The sequence below is a fragment of the Streptomyces sp. AV19 genome (assembly GCF_015999245.1).
Classification (GTDB): Bacteria; Actinomycetota; Actinomycetes; order Streptomycetales; family Streptomycetaceae; genus Streptomyces.
Genome location: NZ_JAEAMR010000095.1, coordinates 1 through 6492 on the forward strand (window position 1 = coordinate 1; position 6492 = coordinate 6492).

The 6492-nt window shown below is 70.5% G+C and carries 4 protein-coding genes and 1 pseudogene; 4 read left to right on the forward strand and 1 reads right to left on the reverse strand.

Translation table 11 applies throughout. From position 1 onward, the window contains the following. Positions 1-64: 64 nt before the first annotated feature. The 4 genes and pseudogenes from I5Q34_RS33715 to I5Q34_RS35685 all read left to right on the forward strand — a co-directional run bounded on the left by I5Q34_RS33715 (position 65) and on the right by I5Q34_RS35685 (position 4584). Positions 65-672: pseudogene (locus I5Q34_RS33715) on the forward strand (isochorismatase family protein). Positions 673-954: 282 nt separating this feature from the next. Next, the gene (locus tag I5Q34_RS33720) at positions 955-3093 is read left to right on the forward strand and encodes an MMPL family transporter (protein WP_199896309.1); all 2139 of its coding nucleotides are present in this window, start codon (positions 955-957) and stop codon (positions 3091-3093) included. A gap of 121 nt (positions 3094-3214) precedes the next feature. Beyond that, on the forward strand, positions 3215-4462 hold the full coding sequence (locus I5Q34_RS33725; protein ID WP_277965760.1) for an aminotransferase class I/II-fold pyridoxal phosphate-dependent enzyme: 1248 nt from the start codon (positions 3215-3217) through the stop codon (positions 4460-4462). Next, complete coding sequence (locus I5Q34_RS35685; RefSeq protein WP_267912075.1) at positions 4459-4584, forward strand: hypothetical protein; 126 nt, start codon at positions 4459-4461, stop codon at positions 4582-4584. Before I5Q34_RS33725 ends, I5Q34_RS35685 begins: the two co-directional genes overlap by 4 nt. Here the strand turns inward: I5Q34_RS35685 and I5Q34_RS33730 are convergent. Next, entirely contained in the window at positions 4566-5693 is a 1128-nt protein-coding gene (locus I5Q34_RS33730; protein ID WP_199896310.1) for a GNAT family N-acetyltransferase, read from the reverse strand. The two genes, I5Q34_RS35685 and I5Q34_RS33730, sit on opposite strands and share 19 nt — an antisense overlap. Between the last annotated feature and the right edge of the window lie 799 nt (positions 5694-6492).

Genomic DNA, 6492 nt, shown 5'->3' on the forward strand with positions numbered 1-6492 from the left:
TGCCGAGGCGATCAAGCCTGGCTTCAGGGCCGCTACGAAACCCAGTTCAGCTCAGAATTTCCCTATGTCTGTTTCGACGAGCCTGCGTGACGTGATCGGCCTCGACAACCAGTTGCCGCACCTGAAGGACGCCACGGTGGTCCTGATCGACTTTCAGAACACCTACCGGAGCGGCGTCATGGCCCTCGACGGAGCCGAGGACGCCTTGGCCGCTGGCGCCCGGCTGCTGGGTGCCGCCCGCTCTCTGGGGGCCCGGTGGTGCACGTGGTCAACGACGGTGGCCCCGGCACCCCGTACGACATCCGGGCCGAGATCGGCGCGATCAGCGGCGAGGTCGCCCCGCTGGAGGGGGAGCCGGTGGTGGTCAAGCAGTTCCCCGACGCCTTCCACGCCACCGATTTGGAGGCCACGCTGCGCGCACTGGGTTCGGGGCCCGACCTGGTGCTGGCCGGGTTCATGACCCACATGTGCGTGACGTTCACCGCCCAGGGCGCCTTCACGCTCGGCTACCGCCCCACCGTCGTCGCCGAGGCCACCGCCACCCGGCCACTGGCAGCCCCGGACGGCACCACCGTCCCCGCCGCCACCCTCCAGAGCGCGGCCCTGACCACGATCAAGGACCTCTTCGGCCCCGTCGCCCTCCGCGTGGACCACCTCACGCCGGACGCATAGAAGCCCCGGACGTTCAGGGCGACTTGAGAGGTCATCCCGTCAACCGACGCCTCGGTGTGTCCAACACGCCCAGCAGACACCGCTTCACCATCATCACCAGCACATCTCCCGGATGACCAGGACTTTGAATCCGCCTTGCGGGGAACAGAGTTGCGGTGACGCCGCGGCCGATGCGTCGTCGTTGTTCCGGGCATGGCGAGGCGCACGATGTGGAGCGTCCGGTCGGGCCGGCGAGGGCGGGCAGGCGACCGCGCCCGGTGGTGGGCGTGGTGGGCTCTGTTGATGGCCTGTGCCGTGGCCGGAGTCGCGGCCTGGGCGGTGGCAGGGAGCGGCGGGCGGTTTGCGGCGGAGAGCTGGGTCCCGGACGGGGCACCCTCGGTGCGGGCCGAGGCGGTGTTGGCCTCGCGGTTCGGGGTGGGCGACCCTCAGTTGGTGCTGATCGCCGCCGCTCCCGGATCGGTGGACGAGCCCTCGGCCGCCCGGGCCGGGCGGGTCCTGGTGGCGGGGCTGGACGCGGATCCCCGTACCGAGTGGGTGCGCGGGTACTGGCCGGCCCGGGTGCCCGGACTGCGCGCGCACGACGGGCACCGTGCTCTGGTCCTGGTCCGTTTCCGGGGCGGCGAGCACGTGGCCAGGGAGGCGGCGGACGAGGTCGCCGCCAGGTATACGGGGCGGAAGGCGTCGACGGGGCCCTTACGGGTGGCGGCCGGTGGCAGGGCCGTTGAGCTGTCCGAGAGCGAACGGCTCAGCAAGTACGGGCTCCGGCTGGCCGAGATGGTGGCGGCGCCGCTGGTCCTGGCGGTGTTGCTGTGGGTCTTCGGGAGCGTGCCGGCCGCGGTGCTGCCGGTGCTCGTCGGTGCGTTCGCAGTCCTCACGGCCACGGCTCTGCTCCGGCCGCTGGATTTCGTGGTACCCGCTTCGTCCTTCGCGCTGAGCGTTGCCACGGCTCTGGGGTTCGGACTGGCGGTGGACTACAGCCTGCTTCTGGTCTCCCGCTACCGCGAGGAAGCGGCTGTGCGGGTCCCGGCCCGGATGGTGGTGGCCGCTCTGCGGACGGCCGGGCGGGCTGTGGTCGTCTCGGCCGGCACTGTGGCGGCGGCTCTGTGCACCTTGCTGGTCATTCCTCTGCCGATGCTGCGGTCGCTCGCCCTCGCGGGCGGCGTGGTCGTCGTCACGGCTGCCGTCGGAGCGCTGGTGGTGGTGCCCGCTCTGCTCGTCCTGCTGGGAGAACACATCGACCGGTGGGACGTGTTCGCCCGGGTGCGCCGGGCCCGGTGGCGGGATCCGGACTCGGGGGAGGGGCGCTGGGCGCGGCTCGCGCGCTGGGTCGCCGAGCGTCCCGTCAGCATCACTGTGGCCGGGTGCACGCTGCTGGTCCTGCTGGCCGCGCCGTCCTTGCAGGTCCGGTTCGGAATGTACGCGCACAGGACGCTGCCGGGGTCGTCGCCCGTCGCGGCCACGGCCCGTGCCTGGCGTGAGGACTTCGGTGCCACCGCCGGGGCGGGCGGCCCGGGTGTCGTCCTCCCCGGGCTGCACGGAGGGATGGCGCTCGACGGTTATGCCCGCACGCTGTCCCGGGTCCCCGGTGTGGCCCGGGTGGACACCGTCACCGGCACCTATCGCTCGGGAGCGCGGGAGGCTGTGCCGGCGGAACGGGCCGCGCTCTTCGACAACGGCTACGGCAGTCGGCTGGAAGTACTCACCCGGTCGTACGCCCGTGATCCGTTGACGCCCGAGGGCAGTGAACTCGCCCGGCGGATCCGCGCGGTGAGCGCCCCGGTGCCGGCCGCGGTGGCCGGACTGGGGGCCCGACTGGCGGATACCGAGCAGGCGTTGACACGTCGTCTGCCGCTCGCCGTAGGGCTCGCCTGCGGCGCCGCCTTTCTCCTGCTGCTGCTCTACACCCGCAGTCTGCTGGTACCGGTCAAGGCTCTGCTGCTGAACGGGCTGAGTCTGGCGGCCACCTTCGGTATCCTCGTCGCCGTGTTCCAGCAGGGCCTGCTGCCCGGGGTATCCGGAGCCGGGATCACGGATGTGCTCGTCCCGCTGATGTTCGCGGTCGCGTTCGGCCTCTCCATGGACTACGAGGTGTTCCTCCTCTCACGGATCCTGGAGGAACACCGCCGCGGCGCACCGACTCCGGTCGCGGTGGCGGCCGGACTCCAGCGCACCGGGCGGCTGTTCACCTCGGCCGCGCTCGTCTTTGCCGTGTCGATGTCCTCGCTCGCGCTCGCCGGGCTGTTGCACCTGCGGGTGGTGGGCGTGGGCCTGGCGGTGGCTGTCCTGCTGGACTGCACGCTGGTGCGTGCCCTGCTCGTGCCCGCTGTGATGCGACTGGCGGGCCCGGCGAACTGGTGGCTGCCCGGTCGGCGGGGCTGCTCGGCTTCGCGCCGGGCGGTCCCGAACCCGCCTTCCCAGTAGCGGAAGTTGATGGGCGGCTTGCGTGCATCTGCCGAGGAGACTTCGAGAAGGGGCCACAAACGCGAGGCTGTCCCCGTATGTTGGGACTTCATTCCTGCGATACGCACCTCACGGGGGACGCGTGGATCTGTTCGCCAAGTTCGTCGAGTCCACCGGCAACCCGATCGCGACGCGGTCGCGCAGCCTCCACGGCGCGGCGTGCTTCCCCAGGCTGGTGGGAGACATCGGCAGCCGGATGATGTATAAGGGCGTGCCGCAGGTGGTGTGGAGTCTCAACAACTACCTCGGGCTTGCCGGCGACCCCGCTGTCCGTGCCGCCGACATCGAGTCCGTCACCCGGCACGGATTGTCGGCGCCGATGGGCTCGCGCATGATGTCCGGCGACACGGAGGACCTCGAGGCCCTGGAGACCGAGCTGGCGGACTTCTGCCGCAAGCCGGCCGCGCTGTTCCTGAACTACGGCTACCAGGGCATGATCTCGCTGATCGACGCGCTGCTGACCCGGCAGGACTGGCTTGTGTACGACAGCGCCGGCCACGCGTGCATCCTGGACGGCGTGCGGCTGCGCAACGGGCGGGTGCGAGCCTTCCGGCACAACGATGTCGAGCGCTTGGCCGACGTCCTCGCCCGGATCGAGCGCGAGCGCGCGCCGGACGAGGCAGTGCTCGTGGTGACCGAAGGCGTCTTCGGCATGTCCGGCGCTGTCGCACCGTTGCGAGACATCGTCGCACTCAAGCAGCGGTATGACTTCCGATTGCTGGTCGACGACGCGCACGGCTTCGGGGTCATGGGCCCTACTGGTGGTGGCACGGGCGAGGCGCAGGGCGTTCACGACGGGATCGACCTGTATTTCGCCACGTTCGCCAAGGCCGGCGCGAGTATCGGGGCGTTCGTCGCGTCCAGCGCCGAGGTGGTGTGGAGACTCCGGTACACGATGCGGTCGCAGATCTTCGCCAAGAGCCTGCCGTGGCCGATCGTGGCGAGCAACCGGGTGCGGCTCGACCTCATCCGGTCCCGGCCGGAGCTGCGCCGGCGCTGCTGGACGATCGCGGAAGCACTGCAGTCGGGGCTGCGCGAGCGGGGCATGGAGGTGCGCGGAACGGCCAGCCCCATCACCCCGGTCCACCTCGCGATGACCGTGGCGCAGGCCGGCGAGTACGTGGAAGCGATGCGCCTGCGGCATGGCGTGTTCTGCTCCGCGGTGTCGTACCCGGTCGTGCCGCCGGACGTGGTGCAGCTGCGCCTGGTGCCGACCGCCGTTCACGACCTGGCCGACGTGGCCGCGACACTCGACGCCATCCCGGCCGCCTATGCGGCAATGACCGGACGACCGCTGCCCCTCACGGCGGCCGCCCCGGACGTGACATGACGGGCTCGGCAGTCGGCGGCGGGCTGGCGCTACGCCTGGCCCGGTGGCTCATGCCGGACCGGGTGGCCGAGCGGCTGGTCGCCCACCGCTGCGGCCTGCGCGCTCAGATGACGCGGTGGTAGATCCGGTAGGTCTTGGTCCGCGTGGCCAGCCGAGAGGCGACGCGGATGACCGGCTGGTTGTCTTCCAGCGTCGGCCCCATTTCGAAGGTCTGGAAGCCCAGCCGGTACGCGGCGCGCATCAACTCCCTGTACATCAGGGCGTCCAGGCCGAGTCGGCGGTGCTCGGGGCGGACGCCGCCGGCCAGCGTCCGGAGGTGGGTGATGCGCCGGGCGGCCCGCCGCATCCGGACCAGGCCGACCGGCAGCCCCCAACGGGTCAACCGGCCACCGGCGGCGCGCAGCGCGACGCAGATGTCCGGCACCAACAGCAGCATCCCGGCCGGTTCACCGCCGACCTCGGCCACCAGCAGCAGCTCCGGGTGCACAACCGGACGCAGCTCACGGGCGAGGCGGGCTACCTGACGGTCGGTCATCGGGGAGAACCCCCAATTGCCGGACCAGGCGGCGTTATAGATGTCCCGGAACAACCGCAGCTCGGCGGCGAAGCCTCCCATACGGACCTTGCGGACCCGGACTCCAGGCCTGCGGGCAGCCCACTCCGCGGCCCGGGCCACACCCGTCGGCACCTCCGTCGGCACCGGCCCGTGCCACGCGTAGAAGTCCTTGGCCTTGGTCAGCCCGGCGGCCTCGATCAGGGCGGGGTAGTAGCGCGGGTTGTAGGGGGTGAGAAGGGACTGCGCTCGGTCGAAGCCGTCCACCAGAACGCCGCTTTCATGGTTGAAGGTAAAGTTTGCCGGGCCCAGCATCGTCTCCTTCCCGCGATCGCGCAGCCAACCGGCTGCCGCGTCGAGCAACCGCTGCGCCACGGTTACGTCGTCGACCACGTCGAACAGGCCGAAGAACCCGGCACCGGGGTCGTGCAGCTCGTTGTGACGGTGGTTCACCAACGCGGCGATCCGCCCCACCGGCCTGCCATCGCGGTACGCCACGAACAGCTTGGCCTCACCGAACTCGAAGAAGGGGTTCACCGCCGGATCCAGGAAGCGCCGCCGCTCCCTCAGAAGGGGCGGCGCCCACAGGGCGTCGCCGCCGTGCAGTCGGTACGGCAGCCGGAGGAAGTCCGATTGCCCGGCCCGATCCCGCACCGATGCCACGCGTGTCGTGCCCACTGAGGATTCTCCATCCTGAATTCGCGGGTGGGAGGGGACGGTTCGGCACCGGTTCGGCATATTCCCCACAGGCGAAGAGCCTGTTCTCCTGCGAGTGATCGCCTGCCGTGTCCGCGGAACCCAAGGGGGGCAGCGGGAATGCTCGGACGAAGGGTCCGCCCCGATGCGTTCAAGCTCCGGTAGGGAGCCCCTCTCTGGGAGGGAACTCCCTGTCCCGTCGGGCCGTAGATGCCATTCCGGTGCTGTCCTCGGCCCCTGACACGGCCCCGAACAAGATCCCTCCGATGCCCCCGGGGGCAGGGCGTATATGTGGAATCATCACGCTGGCACTCTGCCCGGGCGGGAAGTCGCCAGTCTCCGGGCGCGTAGCTCAACCTGATCGTGCGATGCCCCGACAGGATGTCCTAATGGCGTGCATCAGAATTCGATCTTGAGGTGGTATGAGTGGGTGGGGTGGTGCGATGTGCCGGTTTGGTGTCGGTGGGTGGGTGTCAGTGACGGCATGTCAGGTCGGGATGTTTTCGCTGCTCGGGCTTTGAGTCAGGGGGAGGTGACTGCAGTGGGGCGGTGCATGCGGGGGGTACGGCTGTCATGGGGGTGGTACACCCCGCCCCGTGCTGCTGTCTCGGGAACGGTACTTCTGATCCTTCCGAGGGCTGTGCGGCTGCACCGTTGTGGGTGTTGGTGTCTGCGGCGGAAGGGCGTGGGGTGGGCGAGCCGGGCGCGTGGGGTGAGGTCACGGCGGGGCTGAGGGTGTCCAGGCCGGTGCTGGTGGCGCGGCTGTTGGAGCTCGATGCGG

Excerpts from the sequence above, each read along its gene's own strand:
- I5Q34_RS33720 (WP_199896309.1), top strand. The coding sequence starts at position 955 with ATGGCCTGTGCCGTGGCCGGAGTCGCGGCCTGGGCGGTGGCAGGGAGC.
- I5Q34_RS35685 (WP_267912075.1), top strand. The coding sequence starts at position 4,459 with ATGACGGGCTCGGCAGTCGGCGGCGGGCTGGCGCTACGCCTGGCCCGG.